Origin of the sequence: Stenotrophomonas ginsengisoli (assembly GCF_001431485.1) — a bacterium.
Classification (GTDB): domain Bacteria; phylum Pseudomonadota; class Gammaproteobacteria; order Xanthomonadales; family Xanthomonadaceae; genus Stenotrophomonas; species Stenotrophomonas ginsengisoli.
Window position 1 is genome coordinate 35,088 of sequence record NZ_LDJM01000012.1, and the last position, 17,971, is coordinate 53,058.

The window sequence follows — 17,971 nt, forward strand, 5'->3', positions numbered from 1 at the left end:
GCTTTCACATTGCTGGCGCAGCACCGCTCCCTAGAGTGTGGCCACTCCACTACCGGGATGGCGTCCATGGGTATCGGCCAGGTGCTGCGCAAACGCTGGAAGATCGTGCTGGGCAGTGCGGCAGCGGCCATCGTGGCCATGCTGCTGGCGCGCAATTTCTCCACCTCCGAAAAAGCGCTGATCAGCCTGATGCCACATACCCACGCGGTGGCCGATGCGCAGTTCAAGCGCGAGATGGGGGTATTGCTGGGCCCGGCAATCCTGCCGGGCAACAAGGTGACGGCGCTGCAGGATGGTGATGAGATCTTCCCCGACATGCTCGCTGCCATTGCCTCGGCCCAGCGCAGCATCACCTTCGAGACCTATATCTACTGGTCCGGTGCGGTTGGCCAGCAGTTTGCCGACGCCCTGACCGAGCGCGCCCGCGCCGGGGTCAGTGTCCTGGTGACGGTGGACTGGCTGGGCAGCGTGAAAATGGACGATGCGCTGGTCGATCAGATGTGCGCAGGCGGTGTGCGGGTGGAAAAGTACCGCCCCTTGAACTGGTACAACCTGGACCGGGTCAACAAGCGCACCCACCGCAAGCTGCTGGTGATCGATGGACGCATCGGCTACACCGGCGGGGTGGGTATCGCCGATCAATGGAGTGGCAAGGGCCAGGACCCGGACCACTGGCGCGACAGTCATTTCCGTATCGAAGGCCCGGCCGTGGCCCAGTTGCAGGCCGCTTTCAATGACAACTGGATCAAGATGACCGGCACCACCCTGACCGGCGAGGCCTTCTTTCCCACCCTGCCAGCGGCAGGCGACAGCCCGGCCCACCTGTTCCTGGCCTCGCCGGAAGGCGGCAGCGAGAGCATGCACCTGATGTACCTGATGGCGATCACTGCGGCCACCGGTTCGATTGATCTGGAGGCCTCGTACTTCGTTCCTGATGAACTGCTGATCCACGCCCTGCTCCAAGCCCGCCGGCGCGGGGTCAAGATCCGCATCCTGGTGCCCGGCGAACATATCGATTCGGACACCGTGCGCCTGTCCTCACGCGCCGACTGGGGGCCACTGCTTGCCGCCGGGGTGCAGATTGCCGAATACCAGCCGACCATGCTGCACGTCAAAATGCTGGTGATCGACAACGAGCTGGTGTCGGTAGGCTCGACCAACTTCGATGTGCGCTCGTTCCGGCTCAATGACGAGGCCAGCCTGAACATCTACGACCACGATTTCGCCGCACAGATGACTGCGGTATTTGAACGTGACTGGTCCCATGGCAAGGTATACGACCTGGCCATGTGGGAGCGCCGCCCGCTGCGCGAGAAGTTCATGGAAACCGTGGTCGCCCCACTGAAATCCCAGCTTTGAATATGGAAATCCTGCCTATGCTCCTGCGCCCCGCCCCGCTTGCCACTGCCCTGCTGCTTGCCACCTCCTGTCTGGCCAACGCCCAGGAGGCCGCCCCGCTGCCGGCCTCGGCCGAAGCCTGTCATTCGCTTACCGCCGATGCCGCGCGCCTGGCCTGCTATGACACGGTGTTCGGGCGCAATGCCAACACCACCGAGCAGGCCGATCTGGCCGCCGCACAGGCCCGCCAGGAGCGCCAGGTCACCGCACCGCAGACACCGGCCACGCCCCGTGAACGGGTGCGCGAGCTGTTTGCCAACGACATCGGGCTCAGTGATGCCGAGGCCAATGCCGGCAAGGGCTCGTTGCTGGACAGCCGCTGGGAACTGGCACGTGATTCCAAGCTGGGCACCTTCCAGCTGCGCGCCTACAAGCCGGTCTATCTGCTGCCGGCGTTCTGGACCAGTGACAAGAACACCCGGCCCTCCTCACCCAATCCCAACAACACGGTGCCCCAGGCCCAGGTAGTGGACAGCACCGAGCTGAAGTTCCAGCTCTCCTTCAAGACCAAGGTGGCCGAGAACCTGTTCGACGACAACGGCGACCTCTGGGTTGGCTATACCCAGTCCTCGCGCTGGCAGTCCTACAACAGCGATGATTCGCGCCCCTTCCGCGAGACCAACTACGAACCGGAAGTAATCCTGGCCTTCCGCAACAATTATTCGCTGCTGGGCTGGAAGGGGCGGATGACCGCCCTGCACTTCAACCACCAGTCCAACGGCCGCTCCGACCCGCTGTCGCGCTCGTGGAACCGCGCTATCCTCAACGTCGGCCTGGATCGCGAGAACTGGGCCCTCACCCTGCGCCCGTGGTGGCGGCTGAAGGAGGATGCGGCCGATGACAACAACCGTGACATGGAAGACTACATGGGCCGCGGCGACGCCACCCTGACCTGGCACAAGGACGGCCACGAAGTTTCGCTGATGGCGCGCCACTCCCTGCGCAGCGGCGACCGCTCGCATGGCGCGCTGCAGTTGGATTACGGCTTCCCGATCAACCGGCTGCTGCGTGGGCATGTGCAGGTATTCGACGGTTACGGCGAAAGCCTGATCGACTACAACCACAAGGCCACCTATGTCGGTGTGGGCGTATCGCTGCTGGAGTGGTTCTGAAGTACGGCGCCGGGCAACTGCCCAGCGCTTCCTGGTTGTTTGGCATTGTCACAAGGAGTGTGTCTGATGAATGGCTTTTACCGATCCTTGATTGCCCTGGGCCTGGCCCTGTCCCCGCTGACCGCACTGGCCCTGGAGCCGGCGGTGCCGGCCTCGCGGCCGCTGGATGCTTATGCCCGCCAGCAGTTGCTGGGCGAGCACAAACTCAGCGTGCAATGGATCGGCTGGGATGATCTGGAAAAGGCCGGCACGGTCCGGATCGATCCGGCTGACGGGGTGCTGTCGGTGATGGGCACACAGCTGGGCGAAGACAAACGGCTGGATATTGCCGGCCACATTACCGCCCTGGTCGAGGATGGCTTTGTGTTTGAAGGGGCCATCACCCTGCAGGACATGGACGGGCCGGGCAGCGGCACCTGCGTGCGCAGCGGCCGCATGCATTTCACCACCCGCGGCATCCGCCAGTACTGGCGCCTGCAGCAGATGGACAGCCCTTGCGGGTCGGGTACCGATTACGTGGACATCTACTTTTCCGGCATCTGAGTCGGCTGCGGCGGCCAATCAAGGCGTACAAAAAAGCCCGGGCATGCCCGGGCTTTTTTGATGCAGCAGTCAGGCTCAGACAACGACCACCGGGATCTTGCCGATCTTGGCCTGCCAGGTCTTCGGCCCGGTCTGGTGCACCGATTCACCGGTCGAATCCACGGCCACGGTCACCGGCATGTCCTGCACGGTGAATTCGTAGATCGCTTCCATGCCCAGGTCGGCGAAGCCGACGACCTTGGCGGCCTTGATCGCCTTGGACACCAGGTAGGCCGAACCACCCACGGCCATCAGGTAGGCCGACTTGTGCTTCTTGATCGCCTCGATGGCGGCCGGGCCGCGCTCGGCCTTGCCGACCATGCCCAGCAGACCGGTCTGCTCGAGCACCTGCTCGGTGAACTTGTCCATCCGGGTGGCGGTGGTCGGGCCGGCCGGGCCGACCACCTCGTCGCGCACCGGATCAACCGGGCCGACGTAGTAGATGAAGCGGCCCTTCAGGTCCACCGGCAGGGCTTCGCCCTTGTTGAGCATGTCCACCATGCGCTTGTGCGCGGCGTCACGGCCGGTGAGCAGCTTGCCGTTGAGCAGCAGGGTCTGGCCCGGCTTCCAGCTGGCAACCATTTCCGGGGTGATGGTGTCCAGGTCGACGCGGGTGCCCTTGGAGGCGTCGTAGGTCAGCTTGGGCCAGTCTTCCAGCGACGGCGGGTCCAGCATGACCGGGCCGCTGCCGTCCAGGGTGAAGTGGGCATGGCGGGTGGCTGCGCAGTTGGGGATCATCGCCACCGGCAGGTTGGCCGCGTGGGTCGGGAAATCCTTGACCTTGATGTCCAGCACCGTGGTCAGGCCGCCCAGGCCCTGGGCACCGATACCCAGCGCATTGACCTTCTCATACAGCTCCAGGCGCAGCTCTTCAGCGCGATTGGAGGCACCACGGGCCTGCAGCTCGGTGATGTCGATCGGCTCCATCAACGCTTCCTTGGCCAGCAGCATCGCCTTTTCGGCAGTGCCGCCGATACCGATGCCCAGCATGCCCGGCGGGCACCAGCCGGCGCCCATGGTCGGCACCGTCTTGAGCACCCAGTCCACGATCGAATCGGACGGGTTGAGCATGGCGAACTTGGTCTTGGCTTCCGAGCCGCCGCCCTTGGCTGCCACGATCACTTCCACGGTGTTGCCCGGGACGATCTTGACGTTAACCACACCCGGGGTGTTGTCCTTGGTGTTGGTGCGCTTGCCGGCCGGATCAGCCAGCACCGAGGCGCGCAGCTTGTTGTCCGGGTGCTTGTAGGCACGACGCACACCCTCGTTGGCCATGTCCTCCACGCCCATGGTGGCGTCGTCCCAACGCACGTTCATGCCGATTTCCAGGAACACCGTGACGATGCCGGTGTCCTGGCAGATCGGCCGGTGGCCTTCGGCGCACATGCGCGAGTTGATCAGGATCTGGGCCATCGCCTCCTTGGCGGCCGGGGACTCCTCGCGCTCGTAGGCGGCGGCGAGGTTCTTGATGTAGTCGACCGGGTGGTAGTACGAGATGTACTGCAGGGCGTCGGCAATGGACTGGATCAGGTCTTCCTGCTTGATCGAAACCGGCAGGTGGGGGTCGCGGTTGGCGTTGGTCTGGCTCACGGCGGGCATCAGGCTTGCAGTGGAAAACCCGTTGATTCTACGCCTGATTGCCAGCACTTGCCCGCACCGTGGCTGATCAGCACGATCACTGCGCCCTATCGCCGGCCTGCGCCGCAGCGGCTGGCCGGATCTGGCGGCTGGACGCCTGTCCACTGCCGGCGGGCGGCGGCGCGGGCACAATGGCGCGATGGAAACCCTCGTACTGACCCTGGACCTGATCGGCACCTTCGCCTTTGCCCTTTCCGGTGCCACCCTGGGCGTGCGCCGGCGACTGGACATCTTCGGCGTGCTGGTGCTGTCCTTTGCCGCCGCCGTGGCCGGCGGCATGACCCGTGACGTATTGATCGGTGCCACCCCGGTGGCGGCGATCAGCGACTGGCGCTATCCGGCCACGACCCTGGTGGCCGGCATCGTCACCTTCTTCTGGGCACCGCTGATCGAGCGCATCGATTACCCGGTGCGCCTGTTCGATGCCATGGGCCTGGCCCTGTTCGCCGTGGCTGGCACCCAGAAGGCGCTGGACTACGGCATTGCCCCACCGATGGCCGCCGCCCTGGGCATGCTGACCGGCATTGGCGGCGGCATCGCCCGCGATGTGTTGATGGCCCGTGTGCCGCTGGTGCTGCAGGCCGAGCTGTATGCCATCGCCGCCCTGGCCGGCGCCGCGGTGGTGGCGCTGGGCTACTGGCTGAACCTGCCCGCCCTGCCCTGCGCCCTGGCCGGCGCGGGCCTGTGTTTTGGCCTGCGGGTGATGGCCATGCACTATGGATGGCATCTACCCATTGCCCTGCAGGGCAACAACGACGAGCCCCCCACGCCGGACGGACCGGCGCGTTAAACCACGGCAACAGCATGGCGACAACATGCTCACACCGGCTGCGGGATGGTTGCCGCCCCAGTGGCCAGCGAGCGTTTCATGACTGCCTATCTGTCCGATACCGGCATTGCCGATGAAATCCTGCAGGCGCTGAGCACCGTGGTACCGGGGCGTCAGATCAGCGTGCTGGTCCATGACGGCCGGGTGACCCTGCGCGGGGTGGTGGCCGAAGCGGCGACCCGGCGCACGATCAAGGACCTGGTCGGTGACGTGGAGGGGGTCAGTGCGATCACCGACCTGATCACCCTGCAGGCCCCCGCTCTGGCCAGCAACAAACAGGCCCCGGCTCCAGTGACAACCCCGCGCCGCAGCGGCAAGCGTGCCGTACCGGGCAACTGAGCGGGGCATCTGCTTATCATCGGGACCATGAGTACAGCCAGCAACGACCGCACCAGCCTGCGCCAGCGCTTCGGCGCCCTGCGCAACATCCCGCCCTTCCTGCGCATGATCTGGAACACCAGTGCCGGCCTGACCCTGGCCAGCCTGGGCCTGCGCCTGATCCGCGCCCTGCTGCCGGTGAGCATGCTGTATGTGGGCAAGCTGATCATCGACGAGGCGGTGCGCCTGGCCGGCCTGCCCGGTGACTTCCCGGCGCTGGAGCAGGCCCTGGCCAGCGGCCTGCTGACCCCGCTGCTGTGGCTGCTGGCCGCCGAATTCGGCCTGGCCATCGCCGCCGACCTGCTCGGCCGCCTGGTCAGCTATGCCGATGCCATGCTCGGCGAGCTGTTCACCAATACCAGCTCGGTGGCGCTGATGGAGCACGCCGCCCGCCTGGACCTGGAAGACCTGGAAGACCCGGAACAACAGGACCGCCTGGAGCGCGCCCGGCGCCAGACTTTGGGCCGTTCCAGCCTGATGAGCCAGCTGTTTGGCCAGGTGCAGGATGTGATCACGGTGATCAGCCTGGCCGTGGGCCTGGTGGTCTACGCGCCGTGGCTGATCGTGCTGCTGGCCCTGGCCCTGGTGCCGGCCTTCATCGGTGAGTCGCACTTCAACACCCTGGGCTATTCGCTCAATTTCCACTGGACCCCGGAGCGCCGCCAGCTGGAGTACATCCGCCAGACCGGTGGCAGCGTGGAAACGGCCAAGGAAGTGAAGATCTTCGGCCTGCACCAGTTCCTGATCGCGCGCTACCGGGTGCTGGCCGAACGCTTCTACCTGGCCAACCGCGCCCTGGCCCGCCGCCGCGCCCTGTGGGGCAGCGCCCTGGCCGCGCTGGGCACGGCCGGTTACTACCTGGCCTATGCCTATATCGCCTGGCGCACCGTGCGTGGCGAGTTTTCGGTCGGCGACCTGACCTTCCTGGCCGGCAGCTTCGCCCGCCTGCGCCAGTTGCTGGAAGGACTGCTGGTCGGGTTTTCCCAGGTGGCCAGCCAGGCCCTGTACCTGGATGACCTGTTCTCGTTTTTTGCGATCCAGCCGGAAATCGACTCCGGGCCCGATGCGCTGCCGGTACCGGCGCCGATCCGGCAAGGCTTTGTGTTCCAGGACGTGGGCTTTTGCTACCCCGGCTCCAGCAAGTGGGCGGTGCGCCACCTGAGCTTCGAGCTGCACGCCGGTGAAGTGCTGGCCCTGGTCGGTGAGAACGGCGCCGGCAAGACCACCCTGGTCAAGCTGCTGGCCCGCCTGTACGACCCGGATGAGGGTCGCATCCTGCTCGATGGCCGCGATCTGCGCGACTATGACATCGACAGCCTGCGCGCCAGCCTCGGGGTGATCTTCCAGGACTTCGTGCGTTACCACCTGACCGCGGCCGAGAACATCGGCGTCGGCCAGGTCGATGCCATGGATGACCGTGCCCGGATCGAGGCGGCGGCGCATCGCGGCATGGCCGACGAAGTGATTGCCGGCCTGCCTGATGGCTACGAGCAGATTGTCGGGCGCCGTTTCCGCCAGGGGGTGGACCTGTCCGGCGGGCAGTGGCAGAAGATCGCCATCGCCCGTGCCTACATGCGCGACGCCCAGGTGATGATCCTGGACGAACCCACCGCCGCGCTGGATGCGCGCAGTGAATTCGAGGTCTTCCAGCGCTTCAAGGAGCTTTCCGACGGGCGTACCGCGGTGCTGATTTCCCACCGCTTTTCCTCGGTGCGCATGGCCGACCGCATCCTGGTGCTGGGCGATGGCCGGGTCGAGGCGTCGGGCACCCACGATGAGCTGATGGCCGCCGGTGGCCGCTACGCCGAACTGTTCGAGCTGCAGGCCGAGGGCTATCGCTGAACGGCTGGCAAGGACTGGTGCAGGGCTTGGGGTAGAATCCCCGGGTTGACTCACCGTGTAATCAAACCATGTCTGCTGCTTACGGCTACGAGACCGTGCTTGAGGTCCACCACTGGACCGATGCCTATTTCAGCTTCACCACCACCCGCGATACCGGCTTCCGTTTCGAAAACGGCCAGTTCGTGATGATCGGCCTGGACAACGAGGTCGAAGGCGGCCGCCCGCTGCTTCGCGCTTATTCCATCGCCAGTGCCAACTGGGAAGAGCAGCTGCACTTTTTCTCGATCAAGGTGGCCGACGGCCCGCTGACCTCGCGCCTGCAGCACCTCAAGCCCGGCGACAAGGTACTGGTGGGCAAGAAGCCGACCGGTACCCTGCTGATCACCGACCTGCACCCGGGCAAGCACCTGTACCTGCTGGGTACCGGTACCGGTCTGGCGCCGTGGCTGTCCATCGTCAAGGACCCGGAAACCTATGAGCGCTTTGAAAAAGTGATCATCTGCCACGGCGTGCGTTTTGAAAAAGACCTGGCCTACCGCGAGTACTTTGAAAAGACCCTGCCCGATGACGAGATCCTGGGCGACATCGTGCGCGACAAGCTGCTGTATTACCCGGCCGTCACCCGCGAGGATTTCATCAACCAGGGCCGCCTGACCACGCTGATGGAAAATGGCGACATGCCGCGTGCGCTGGGTCTGCCGGATTTTGACCCGGCCAACGACCGCTTCATGATCTGCGGCAGCCCGCAGATGCTGGCCGACCTGCGCCGTGTGCTCGATGCCCGCGGTTTCGAGGTTTCCCCGCGTATCGGCCAGCCCGGCCATTATGTGTTCGAGCGCGCCTTCGTCGAAAAGTAAGACCAACGGCCGCTTAACGAAAATCGCCGCACCTCTTATAGTGAATGGGCCGGGTCATGAAGACCCGGCCCATTTTCTTCAGGGGATAGTTGTCATGGGATCGAGCAGCTCCCGCGCCGGTTTTGTCGAAAATCAGCGCATTGAACTCCACGCAGAAAAAGCCCGCTGCGAGCAGGCCATCCATCAGGCCCAGGCCGGCGTGGATGCCGCCTATCGCGCCGCCGAGCAGGCCGTTGTGGCCATGCGCGCGCCCTGGGATGCCGCCCTGGCCGACCAGGAAAAGAAAATCCGCAAGGACGCCAGCAGGAACAGCCTGCTGCCGGCGCTGACCCTGACCGCCGCCGTCAGTGGCAAGCGCAGCCTGTTGCTGTGGATTGCCCTGGCCGCGGCGATGTACTTCTTCGGCACGCCACTGCGCCTGCTCCAGCTGGACCTGCTGTTGTATGCCCCGGGGTATTACATCGACGCCCTGATTCCGCTGCTGGCCTATGCCGGCCTGGTCTGGCTGGGCCGTTCGCGCCTGATCAAGCGCCGCGCCTCCAGCAGCCTGGCCCAGCTGCGGCAGTTGGCCGGCTACCGTCTGCAGGCCCTGGCTTTTGGCGACAAGTACACCGATGGCCGCAAGCACCCCTACCCGGCGGTGCGGGTACCGGCATCCAACCCGGCCGATCCCTCGCTGTCCTGGACACTGAACAACAAGCACGACTATTCCAATGCCGTGTTCGTCGGTTTCACCGACGAGCTGGACAAGGACCCGCTGGCCCTGGTCTGCCTGCCCTACAACAACCAGCCCGCTGATCTGTGCCCCATCCGTCAGATCGATGAGCTGTCTGCCGTGGCTGGCGGCGTGGCCGAGCTGGCCAGCGCCGGCCTGAACGCCCATGCCGGGGCCATCGCCGCCCTGCAGCAGGCCTGCGTACCGTTGCAGCGTGAGCAGCAGCGCCTGGCCGTGGTGCAGACCCGCCTGCAATCGCTGCTCAAGGTGGAGAAGAACTGGCAGGACGTGGCCATGCCGGCCGACACCCTGGAAACCATCATCCAGCTGGTGGACCGCTTTGCCGCCGGCATCCCGCCGCTGCCCAAGGGCATGCTGCTGTGGGGCCCGCCGGGCACCGGCAAGACCCTGATCGCGCGCAAGCTGGCCGAGCACGTTGACTGCCACTTCAAGGCCGTGACCATTGCCGACCTGAAGGCCGAATACATCGGCCAGACCGGGCCCAAGGTCAAGAGCCTGTGGGAGGAGTGCCGCAGCAAGGCACCGACCATCCTGTTCGTGGACGAATGCGAAAGCGCCTTTGCCCGCCGTGGCGGTGGCGATACCGATGCCTTCGGCAACGAGCTGGTGCAGACCTTCATTGCCGAATGGGATGGCTTCAACCAGGGCAGCGGCAATGTGCTGGTGATCGGCGCCACCAACCGCCGCGAGCTGATCGACGATGCGGTCATGTCGCGCTTCACCACCGCCATCGAACTGCCCGCGCCCAATGCCGAGGCCCGCGAGCGCATCCTCAATGCCGAGTTCGCCAAGGCGCGCCTGCCCTACCCGACCGATGCCCAGCTGGTACGCGAGACCAGCGGCATGTCCGGGCGTGACCTGGCCACCCTGGTGGCCAAGGTGATGTCCACCCACACCGGTGGCCAGCCGGCTTATGAGGACTTCATTGCCGCCGTGGCCCAGCTGCGCGGCAAGTCCTCCACCTCGGTGGAAGCACTGGGCTGGGATGACATCATCCTGCCGGCTGCCACCCGCCGCGAGTTTGAAAGCCTGGGCAAGGAACTGGTGCATGCCGAGGAACTGGCCCGGATGAACATGCCGGTGCCGCGCGGCATCCTGCTGTACGGGCCGCCGGGCACCGGCAAGACCCAGGTCGCGCGCGTGCTGGCCAGCCAGTCGGGGCTGTCGTTCATGGCCGCCTCGTCCTCGGACATCAAGTCGGGCAACCTGGGCAGCTCCGGGCAGAAGGTCAAGCAGTTGTTCGAAAAGGCGCGCACCCAGGCCCCGTGCATTCTGTTCCTGGACGAGCTGGACACCATTGCCCGCTCGCGTGACCGCGGCGATGTGATGACCACCGAGATCGTGGCCCAGCTGCTGCAGGAAATGGACGGCATCAGCACCAAAAAGGGCCAGGTATTCCTGCTGGCCGCGTCCAACCACCCGGACAGCATCGATTCGGCCCTGCTCTCGCGCCTGGAGCGCAAGATCATGATCGACCTGCCCGACCTGGACGCACGCCAGGCCATCCTGCGCCTGCAGCTGGCCGGCAAGCCGCTGGACTTCGAGCTGGACACCCTGCTGCCCGCGCTGGCCGCGGCCAGCGAAGGCAAGTCCGGCCGTGACCTGCAGTCGCAGGTGACCGCCGCCACCCGCCTGGCCCTGCAGCGGGCGATGATCGAGCACGGCGACCCGACCAAGGTGCAGATCACCGCGCAGGACCTGGCCTGCGAATTCGGCCTGGCCACACCGGCCTGATCAGGCCGGCCCGGGTCACGACTCAGTCAACAACGGCGCCCGAGGGCGCCGTTGTTGTATCCCGCCGGGTGGCCAGGTTCAGCCCAGCAAGGCCTGGATGCGTGCTTCCAGCGCCTGCGGGGTGGTGGCCGGGCCATGACGGCTGACCACCGCACCATCGCGGCCGATCAGGAACTTGCTGAAGTTCCACTTGATTGAGCGGGTACCCAGCACGCCGCGACGCTGGTCCTTGAGCCACTGCCACAGTGGATCGGCCTGGGGGCCGTTGACCTGGATCTTGGCGCTGAGCGGGAAGCTGACACCGTAATCGAGCCGGCAGAACTGCTGGATCTGCGCCGCATCGCCCGGCTCCTGGCCCCTGAACTGGTTGCAGGGGAAGCCGATCACCACCAGACCGCGCTCGCGGTAACGCTGCCACAGCGCCTCCAGCGCGGTGTACTGCGGGGTGAAACCGCAGCGGCTGGCGACATTGACCAGCAACAGCGGCTGGCCGGCCCAGCGCGACAGCGGCAGGGGCGTGCCGTCCAGGGCGGTCAGGGTGAAATCGTGGGCAATGGCCATTGTCGGTACCTGTGCGGAAGATGGCCGTTGTCGGCGCGGCGGGCGATCGGGCGGCAAACTGTGCCATCGGTCATGATGAGACGTCCACCGCCATCGGGTAACCTCGACGGTCCAGTCATTCGAGGATTCCGCCTTGACCACCCGTCTTGCGCTTGCCCTGGCCCTGTCGCTGGGCCTGTCGGCCCCGGCCTACACCCTGGCCGCCCCGACCGCCGCCACCGCACCGGCCGCCAACCCGTTCTTCGCCGAAAGCACCCTGCCGCTGCACTACCCGGCTTTCGACAAGATCGCCGACAGCGACTTCGCCCCGGCCTTCGACGCCGGCATGGCCCAGGAACTGGCCGAGATCGATGCGATCGTCAACAACCCGGCCGCGCCGACCTTTGACAACACCATCATTGCGCTGGAAAACAGCGGCGCCATCTTCAACCGTGCCATGACCGTGTTCTCGGCCCTGGCCGGTGCCGACACCAATGACACCCGCAAGGCGCTGCAGACCCAGTACGCGACCAGGTTCGCCGCCCACCGCGATGCGATCGGCCTGAACGGCAAGCTGTTCGAGCGCATTGCCGCCCTGTATGACAAGCGCAACGAACTGGGCCTGGATGCCGAAGGCGTGCGCCTGGTCGAGCGCTACTACGAGAACTTCGAGCGCGGCGGTGCCAAGCTGTCCGAAGCGGACAAGGCCAAGGTGCGCACCATCAACGCCGAGCTGGCCGAGCTGGGGGCCAAGTTCAACCTCAACGTGCTCAACGAGGTCAATGCCTCCTACATCGTGGTCGACGATGTGGCCGAACTGGCCGGCCTGTCCGAGGGCCAGATCGCCGCCACCGCCGAAGCGGCCAAGGCCCGTGGCCTGGAGGGCAAGTATGTCATCGCCCTGCTCAACACCACCGGCCAGCCGCTGCTGAGCAACCTGGAAAACCGCGCCCTGCGCCAGCGCATCCACGAGGCCTCGGTCAACCGTGGCGCCAAGGGTGGCGAGTTCGACAACACCGCCCTGGTCTCGCGCATCATGACCCTGCGCGCAGAAAAGGCCGCCCTGATGGGCCAGCCGAACTTTGCCGCCTACGGCCTGGGCAACCAGACCGCCAAGACCCCGGAAGCGGTCAACGCCATGCTCGGCCAGCTGGCCCCGGCCGCGGTGGCCAATGCCCAGCGTGAAGCCGCCGACCTGCAGGCCATGATCGATGCCGAGCAGCAGGCTGCCGGCCAGCCGGGTTTCCAGCTGCAGCCGTGGGACTGGGCCTTCTACAGCGAGAAGGTGCGCCAGGCCAAGTACAACTTCGACGAATCCCAGCTCAAGCCGTACTTCGAGATCAAATCCGTACTGGAAGACGGCGTGTTCTTCGCCGCCGGCAAGGAATTCGGCCTGAGCTTCAAGCAGCGTACCGACCTGCCGGTCTACCACCCGGATGTCACCGTGTATGACGTGTTCAACGAGGACGGCAGCCAGCTGGCGATCTTCCTGTTCGACCCGTATGCCCGTGCTTCCAAGCGCGGCGGCGCCTGGATGAACTCGTATGTCAGCCAGTCCGAACTGACCGGCGACCTGCCGGTGGTGGCCAACCACCTCAACATTCCCAAGCCGCCGGCCGGCCAGCCGACCCTGCTGACCTGGGATGAAGTGACCACCACGTTCCACGAGTTCGGCCATGCCCTGCATGGCATGTTCTCCGACGTGAAGTACCCCAGCTTCTCCGGCACCTCGGTGCCGCGTGACTTCGTCGAGTTCCCGTCCCAGGTCAACGAGATGTGGGCCGACGAGCCGACCATCCTGGCCAACTACGCCAAGCACCACCAGACCGGTGCCGCGATGCCGCAGGCACTGCTGGACAAGGTGGTGGCCGCGGCCAAGTTCAACCAGGGCTTTGCCACCACCGAATACCTGGGCGCGGCCATGCTCGACCAGGCCTGGCACCAGATCAGCGCCGACCAGGTGCCGGCTGCCGATGGCGTGATTGCCTTCGAGCGCAAGGCCCTGGAAGATGCCGGCATCTACTACGCCCCGGTACCGCCGCGTTACCGCACCACCTACTTCAGCCACATCATGGGCGGCTATTCGGCCGGCTACTACGCCTACATCTGGTCTGAAGTGCTCGATGCCAACACCCAGAAGTGGTTCAAGGAAAACGGCGGCCTGACCCGCGCCAACGGTGACCACTTCCGCAAGACCCTGCTCTCGCGTGGTGGCAGCGCCGATGCGATGCAGATCTTCCGCGACTTTGCCGGCCACGAGCCGCAGATCCAGCCGCTGCTGGAAAAGCGTGGCCTGACCAGCGGCAACTGAGCCAACGTCAGGCAGCAAACAAAAAGGCCACCCGCTGCGCGGGTGGCCTTTTGCATGTGGCGCTCATCCGGCCTGCCCAGCGTGCAACTGCGCCACTGCAACCGGGCCCGCCGCTGGCGGCCTCAGACCGGGGCCGGGCTGTTGGCGAACAGGTGCCGGTACTTGGGCTCCAGATGCGGCAACAATACGTCCACCGGCACTTCCATGCTCTGGGTGCCGTCCGAATACGGGCCGACCTGGTAGGGCGGAAACACAAAGCGCAGGCCGCTGATCCGGCCCTGGCGATCCATCACCGGCAGGAACTGGCTGAAATTTTCAGCCTCCGGCTCGGTTCCCTCGCTGATCATCCGGCGCGCACTGCGCAGCAGTTCGGCCTGCTCCGTTGCCGACAGCTTGTCAGCCTGCAGACGGCTTTCCATCTGCTCCACCAGCCGCTGCTGCACATAGTCGGCGATCGCGGTGCGGCTGTCGGGTTGGCTGATCAACTCGTCGATGGGCAACAAACGCCCTTCCTGCTTGAGCCAGACAAAACGGGCCACCAACGGCTGCCCGTGGGCGCCCCCGGTGTAACGGCTGCCATCGGCCGATATGGCCATCAGATCAGGCGTGTCGGCACTGACGGTGAAGCTCAGGCTCAACTCGTACGGCACCCGCGGGGTGTCATTGCCCAGGCCATCCAGCGCCGATTGCAGCTCGGCCCGGGCGTGGTCGGCATAGTCCTGCATGACCTTGACCAGGCCCGCCGGCACAGCCGCATCATGCGGATAGCTGATGCCGATGATCTGGGTGGGCGAGGTCTGGATGACATCCACCATCTGCCCCTCGGCCGGCGTGGCCGCCACCGGGCCGGCCGCCGGCGGAGCGGACGTGGCACTGTCGGCCGCTTCATCGCGGCCATTGCAGGCCATCAGCAGCAATGCGCTGACCAGCCCGACCCCTGCCCCTGCATACTTGTTCATACAACCTCCGTGTACGTTGTGGATCAGTCTTCCAGCAGGTCCTGGTACTGCGGATGCCGACGCACCCAGGCCTGGGTGTAGCTGCAGCTGGCAACCACCGACAGGCCGGCATTGCGCGCATGCTCCAGCGCGTGCCGGTTCAGTTGCCCGGCAATGCCCTGGCCGGCAATCGCGTCCGGCACATGGGTGCTGGTGATGTCCATCTGGCTGCCGTGCAGCTGGTACTGCACCCAGGCCTGATGCCCCTGGTGTTGCAGGCTGAAACGGTGTTGCTCCAAGTCGTGCTCGATATCGCTCATGGCCGGGTAATACACAGGTGGGAGTGGGTGGATCGCAGCAGTATCTGCCCCGGACCTGCGCCACGATGTGAACACCGACACAGTCCAGTTGGCAGCCGTGCTGCGTCACTTTTGGACGTTTGCCCCAGTGTGCGCGTCCGTAAGTCGCTGTTTCAACGTTTTGGATGGCTGGCACGCTTCTTGCTCCATTTTCCCGACCACCGCCGAACCGGGGATGCCATGGACAGCAGCAACCAGACCCACCTGCCCGATCACAACCATAGCCTGCTGGAGGGATTGTTCCAGCTCACCGTCAGCGGCGCGGCGGACAGCCAGGACTTTGCGCTGATCGACCAGGAGGTCTACACCCGCCTGCTTGAGACCTACCCGCCGGCCGATCCGCGCTGACATCGTCGCCCCCTGCAACAAGGCCTCGTCAGAGACGAGGCCTTGTGCTTTTTCAGACCGGAGGCGAAGGCTCTCAGCCGAAACGGGGCAGCTGCGGGCTCATCAGGCTCTGCAGGAAGATGGCGAAGATGCCCGGCTCCATGCACAGCATGAACAGCACACCGAAAGCGGCACCGGCCAGGTGGGCGCTGTGGTTGATGTTGTCCCGGCCCTGCTTGTCCATCCAGATGCTGTAACCAACGTAGAACACCCCGTACACGATGGCCGGTACCGGGATGAACATGACAAAGATCCAGGTCCACGGCGCCAGCAGGATGTAGGCAAACAGCACCGCACTCACCGCACCGGACGCGCCCAGGCTGAAATAGTTGGGGTTGTCCTTGTTCTTCAGGTAGGTGGGCAGGATGGAAACCACCAGCGCGGCCAGATAGAACAGCGGGAAGGTCAGGATCGAGCCGCTGAGCCGGGTCATCACCTGCTCGATCAGGCCGCCGAAGAAGAACAGCGTGATCATGTTGAAGATCAGGTGCATCCAGTCGGCATGGATGAAGCCGTAGCCGATCAGACGGTCGTACTGGCGGTGGCGGCTGATCGCCGGCGGCCACAGGATCAGGCGGTCAACCAGCCGGCGGTTGTTGAATGCCTGCCAGCTCACCAGCGCGGTGATGGCAATGATCAGCCAGGTAAACGGGGATTGCATGCTCGGCTTCCTTACGCGGCGCGGTAGTTGTCCACGGCCTTGTAGGTCCGTGCATACAGACCGAAGGCAATGGCGGCAATGAAGGCAAAGCCGGCGAAGAAGAACATCAGGAAGGCCGCCTCGCTCAGGCCGGTGCTGGCGATCTTGTCGGTGACCCCCTGGTTGCGCACGGCCGCATTGGACAGCAGCACCCACAGGTTGCCGATGGTGGTGGTCAGGTTCCAGAAGCTCATCACCACGCCCTTCATCGTCGCCGGGGCCTGGCTGTAGGCGAACTCCAGGCCGGTGGCCGAGACCAGCACCTCACCGAAGGTCAGCAGTGCGTAGGGCAGGATCTGCCAGAAGATGGACAGGGCGCTGCCGCCATCCATCACCACCTGGATGCCACCGACCACGATCCAGGCCAGGCCGGAGAAGGCGATACCGGCGGTCATCCGGCGCAGCGCGGTCGGCTCCATGCCGAAACGGCGCAGCATCGGGTACAGGACCAGGTTGTTGAACGGGATCAGGATCATCACCAGCAACGGGTTCAGCGCCTGCATCTGCGAGGCGGTGAACCAGGACGGCATGACCATCTGCTGGCCCTGCAGCACCCAGGTCGAGGCCTTCTGGTCAAACAGGGAGAAGAACGGGGTGGTCAGGGCGAAGATCACCAGCACCTTCATCACCGAGCGCACGCCATTGACCGCCTCGGCCGGGTGCACGCCGCGGGCACGTTCCAGCTGCAGCATGGCGCCACCGCCGATGCCGGCCAGGATCGCCACCAGGGCCAGACACAGGCAGATCACGATGCCCAGCTTGGGCACCAGCAGCATCGAGCCCATCGCCGCCAGCACGCCGGCCACGGCCAGCCACAATCCGGCACGGCCCTGCCCCGGTGCCTGGGCAAACAGCGCGGTGCGGACCACATTGCCGAACGAATGCGGGTCCTTGGGCGGCAGCGGCACCAGCACGTATTTCTTGCGCCCCAGCCAGAAGATCAAGGTTGCGATGAACATCAGGATGCCCGGGATGCCGAACGCCCAGGCCGGGCCGAGATGCTTCAGGGCCAGCGGGATCAGCAGCGAGGCAAACAACGAGCCGAAGTTGATGATCCAGTAGAAGGCATCGAACACGACCTTGGCCAGGTGCTTGTTGGACTGGTCGAACTGGTCACCCATGAACGAGGCCACCAGCGGCTTGATCCCGCCGGCACCGAGCGCGATCAGACCCAGGCCCACCATGAAACCGGTGCGCGAGTCCTCGAACAAGGCCAATGCGGCATGGCCGGCGCAGTAGATCAGCGAGAACCAGAGGATGGTGTGGTACTTGCCGAAGAACTTGTCGGCCAGCCAGCCACCGAGCAGCGGGAAGAAATACACGCCGATCATGAAGCTGTGCATGATGTCCTTGGCCTCGGCCGCACGGCCTTCGGCGGTGATCTCCTGCAGCAGCAGCGAGGTGATCAGGAACTGGACAAGGATGTTGCGCATGCCGTAGAAGCTGAAGCGTTCGCAGGCTTCATTGCCAATGATGTACGGGATCTGGCGCGGCATCTTGCCGGTTGCGGCCGGCACGGTTGCGGGGGTCGTCATGGAACTGGCGATCCTGGAAATTCGAAGCTGCAAAGACTACCGCATATCGGCACCGGCTTCGCCGCCGATTGCACATTGCCTGCACCCGGCAAAAC

The 17,971-nt window shown here is 65.2% G+C and carries 15 protein-coding genes and 1 pseudogene; 10 read left to right on the forward strand and 6 right to left on the reverse strand.

The features are described 5' to 3' along the window. Positions 1-66: 66 nt before the first annotated feature. The 3 genes and pseudogenes from ABB30_RS05070 to ABB30_RS05080 all read left to right on the forward strand — a co-directional run bounded on the left by ABB30_RS05070 (position 67) and on the right by ABB30_RS05080 (position 3,053). Positions 67-1,359 carry a phospholipase D-like domain-containing protein gene (locus ABB30_RS05070; protein WP_057637227.1) on the forward strand — a complete coding sequence of 431 codons (1,293 nt, stop codon included), beginning with the start codon at positions 67-69 and terminating at the stop codon, positions 1,357-1,359. A gap of 317 nt (positions 1,360-1,676) precedes the next feature. Further along, positions 1,677-2,510: pseudogene (locus ABB30_RS05075) on the forward strand (phospholipase A); the annotation flags it as partial. Between the two features lie 66 nt (positions 2,511-2,576). Further along, a complete protein-coding gene (locus ABB30_RS05080; protein ID WP_057637228.1) occupies positions 2,577-3,053 on the forward strand; it encodes a hypothetical protein in 477 nt (158 codons plus the stop codon). Between the two features lie 75 nt (positions 3,054-3,128). Here the strand turns inward: ABB30_RS05080 and ABB30_RS05085 are convergent, their stop codons facing one another. Beyond that, a complete protein-coding gene (locus tag ABB30_RS05085; RefSeq protein ID WP_245626430.1) occupies positions 3,129-4,649 on the reverse strand; it encodes a fumarate hydratase in 1,521 nt (506 codons plus the stop codon). 220 nt (positions 4,650-4,869) lie between these two features. On the opposite strand from ABB30_RS05085, the gene ABB30_RS05090 reads away from it, so the two are divergent. The 5 genes from ABB30_RS05090 to ABB30_RS05110 all read left to right on the forward strand — a co-directional run bounded on the left by ABB30_RS05090 (position 4,870) and on the right by ABB30_RS05110 (position 11,106). Continuing rightward, positions 4,870-5,520, forward strand: coding sequence for a trimeric intracellular cation channel family protein (locus tag ABB30_RS05090; RefSeq protein WP_057637230.1), 651 nt, complete (start codon positions 4,870-4,872; stop codon positions 5,518-5,520). 78 nt (positions 5,521-5,598) lie between these two features. Continuing rightward, positions 5,599-5,898: a BON domain-containing protein gene (locus tag ABB30_RS05095; protein ID WP_161808838.1), complete on the forward strand. Its 300-nt coding sequence runs from the start codon at positions 5,599-5,601 to the stop codon at positions 5,896-5,898. Positions 5,899-5,925: 27 nt separating this feature from the next. Continuing rightward, a complete protein-coding gene (locus ABB30_RS05100) occupies positions 5,926-7,779 on the forward strand; it encodes an ABC transporter ATP-binding protein (protein WP_057637232.1) in 1,854 nt (617 codons plus the stop codon). A gap of 68 nt (positions 7,780-7,847) precedes the next feature. Next, on the forward strand, positions 7,848-8,636 hold the full coding sequence (locus tag ABB30_RS05105; RefSeq protein ID WP_057637233.1) for a ferredoxin--NADP reductase: 789 nt from the start codon (positions 7,848-7,850) through the stop codon (positions 8,634-8,636). 94 nt (positions 8,637-8,730) lie between these two features. Further along, positions 8,731-11,106, forward strand: coding sequence for an AAA family ATPase (locus ABB30_RS05110; RefSeq protein WP_057637234.1), 2,376 nt, complete (start codon positions 8,731-8,733; stop codon positions 11,104-11,106). A 78-nt stretch (positions 11,107-11,184) separates the two neighbouring features. Here ABB30_RS05110 and ABB30_RS05115 read toward each other — a convergent pair whose 3' ends face one another. Beyond that, positions 11,185-11,667 (reverse strand): glutathione peroxidase, encoded by a 483-nt coding sequence (locus tag ABB30_RS05115; RefSeq protein WP_057637235.1) that lies wholly within the window; start codon positions 11,665-11,667, stop codon positions 11,185-11,187. 133 nt (positions 11,668-11,800) lie between these two features. Here ABB30_RS05115 and ABB30_RS05120 point away from each other — a divergent pair, with 133 nt between their 5' ends. After that, positions 11,801-13,957 carry a M3 family metallopeptidase gene (locus ABB30_RS05120; RefSeq protein ID WP_057637236.1) on the forward strand — a complete coding sequence of 719 codons (2,157 nt, stop codon included), beginning with the start codon at positions 11,801-11,803 and terminating at the stop codon, positions 13,955-13,957. A 122-nt stretch (positions 13,958-14,079) separates the two neighbouring features. Here the strand turns inward: ABB30_RS05120 and ABB30_RS05125 are convergent, their stop codons facing one another. After that, positions 14,080-14,916 carry a DUF3298 and DUF4163 domain-containing protein gene (locus tag ABB30_RS05125; RefSeq protein ID WP_057637237.1) on the reverse strand — a complete coding sequence of 279 codons (837 nt, stop codon included), beginning with the start codon at positions 14,914-14,916 and terminating at the stop codon, positions 14,080-14,082. A 23-nt stretch (positions 14,917-14,939) separates the two neighbouring features. Then, positions 14,940-15,215, reverse strand: coding sequence for a GNAT family N-acetyltransferase (locus ABB30_RS05130; protein WP_057637335.1), 276 nt, complete (start codon positions 15,213-15,215; stop codon positions 14,940-14,942). A 219-nt stretch (positions 15,216-15,434) separates the two neighbouring features. Here ABB30_RS05130 and ABB30_RS16610 point away from each other — a divergent pair, with 219 nt between their 5' ends. Beyond that, positions 15,435-15,602: a hypothetical protein gene (locus tag ABB30_RS16610; protein ID WP_169788480.1), complete on the forward strand. Its 168-nt coding sequence runs from the start codon at positions 15,435-15,437 to the stop codon at positions 15,600-15,602. Positions 15,603-15,675: 73 nt separating this feature from the next. Here ABB30_RS16610 and ABB30_RS05135 read toward each other — a convergent pair whose 3' ends face one another. Both ABB30_RS05135 and ABB30_RS05140 read right to left on the reverse strand, forming a co-directional pair. Further along, positions 15,676-16,302, reverse strand: a complete 627-nt coding sequence (locus ABB30_RS05135) for a rhomboid family intramembrane serine protease (protein WP_057637238.1) — start codon at positions 16,300-16,302, stop codon at positions 15,676-15,678. A gap of 11 nt (positions 16,303-16,313) precedes the next feature. Then, positions 16,314-17,876 (reverse strand): POT-type proton-dependent oligopeptide transporter, encoded by a 1,563-nt coding sequence (locus tag ABB30_RS05140; protein WP_057637239.1) that lies wholly within the window; start codon positions 17,874-17,876, stop codon positions 16,314-16,316. Between the last annotated feature and the right edge of the window lie 95 nt (positions 17,877-17,971).